1 protein-coding gene is annotated in these 1,075 nt (G+C 39.2%); it reads right to left on the bottom strand.

Annotated elements, in window-relative coordinates; all coding sequences use genetic code 11:
* Nucleotides 1–8: 8 nt before the first annotated feature.
* Nucleotides 9–971: an IS30-like element IS18 family transposase gene (locus tag FTV09_RS17870; RefSeq protein WP_004691346.1), complete on the bottom strand. Its 963-nt coding sequence runs from the start codon at nucleotides 969–971 to the stop codon at nucleotides 9–11.
* Nucleotides 972–1,075: the final 104 nt, after the last annotated feature.

Consider the following 1,075-nt stretch of genomic DNA (forward strand, 5'->3'; position numbering starts at 1 on the left):
AGGCGGATTCAAGCGGCAAGTGCAACAGTATAAAAACCAGCCATAACTTCACTCGGTGTATACCAACCTAGTGTTTTTCTAGGACGATGGTTGAGTGCAAATTCTATCTGCTCTATTTGTTCGTTTGACACGCCATCAAACGATGATGATTTTGGCAGATATTGACGGATTAAACCATTCGTATTTTCATTTCTAGCTCGCTGAATAGACTTGTAAGGATCAGCAAAATACGTCTCTATGCCAGCATCAGTAATTCTTTTGTGTTCGGAAAATTCTTTGCCATTATCAAATGTCACACTATAAGCATGGCTCATTTGTAAACGATCTAATGCACAAGTAATCGTTTGAGAGGATGCTCTTGTTGGCCCTAAATGAACAATATGTACATACAGGCTCTTTCGATCAACGAGAGTCAATAAAGCACCTTTATGATGTTTACCAATCACCGTGTCACCTTCGAAATCTCCTAAACGTTGTCGTTGATCAATGACCTGGTGTCGGCAGTGAATACTTGTTTTATCAATGATTTGACCCCTACGATCCGTGTTTTTGTAACCGCGTTTTCGATATTTCTTCTGATGCCTTAAATGTAGATGAAGTTTACCGCCTTTTGATTTATCTTGATAAATGTACTGGTAAATCCACTCATGTGAAGGTACATCCAGCCAACCGCGTTGTGTTAAAGCACCTGAAATTTGTTCGGGTGACCAGTCCAAACCAATCAAATAATCAATATAAGCGAAGGCAAATGCTGTCATTGATGATGAAGGACGGTACCGTCTTTGACTTGCAAATTTAGCTGCCTGTTGAGCTCTATATCCACGTTGCCCAGTATTTCTTTTTAATTCACGGTAGATGGTTGATCGTGAACGTCCTAATTCCCGAGCAAGGGTAGCGATTGAACTTTTACTTTTCAAAGTAGCATAAATTTCGTATCTTTCATCTTGAGAAAGTTGGGTGTATTTCTTCATTGTGTGCTTTCCAATTGCGAGTTGAAAAAGTCTAATGATTCTATGAATACACCTAACTTTTTCAACTAACTACAAATGTGTTGCACTTGGGATTTGAATCTGCG

The organism is Acinetobacter sp. YH12227 (genome assembly GCF_013417785.1).
Taxonomy (GTDB): domain Bacteria; phylum Pseudomonadota; class Gammaproteobacteria; order Pseudomonadales; family Moraxellaceae; genus Acinetobacter; species Acinetobacter gandensis.

What these genes read in the sequence shown, in the direction of transcription:
- FTV09_RS17870 (WP_004691346.1), bottom strand. Translation starts at nt 971, where the DNA reads ATGAAGAAATACACCCAACTTTCTCAAGATGAAAGATACGAAATTTAT.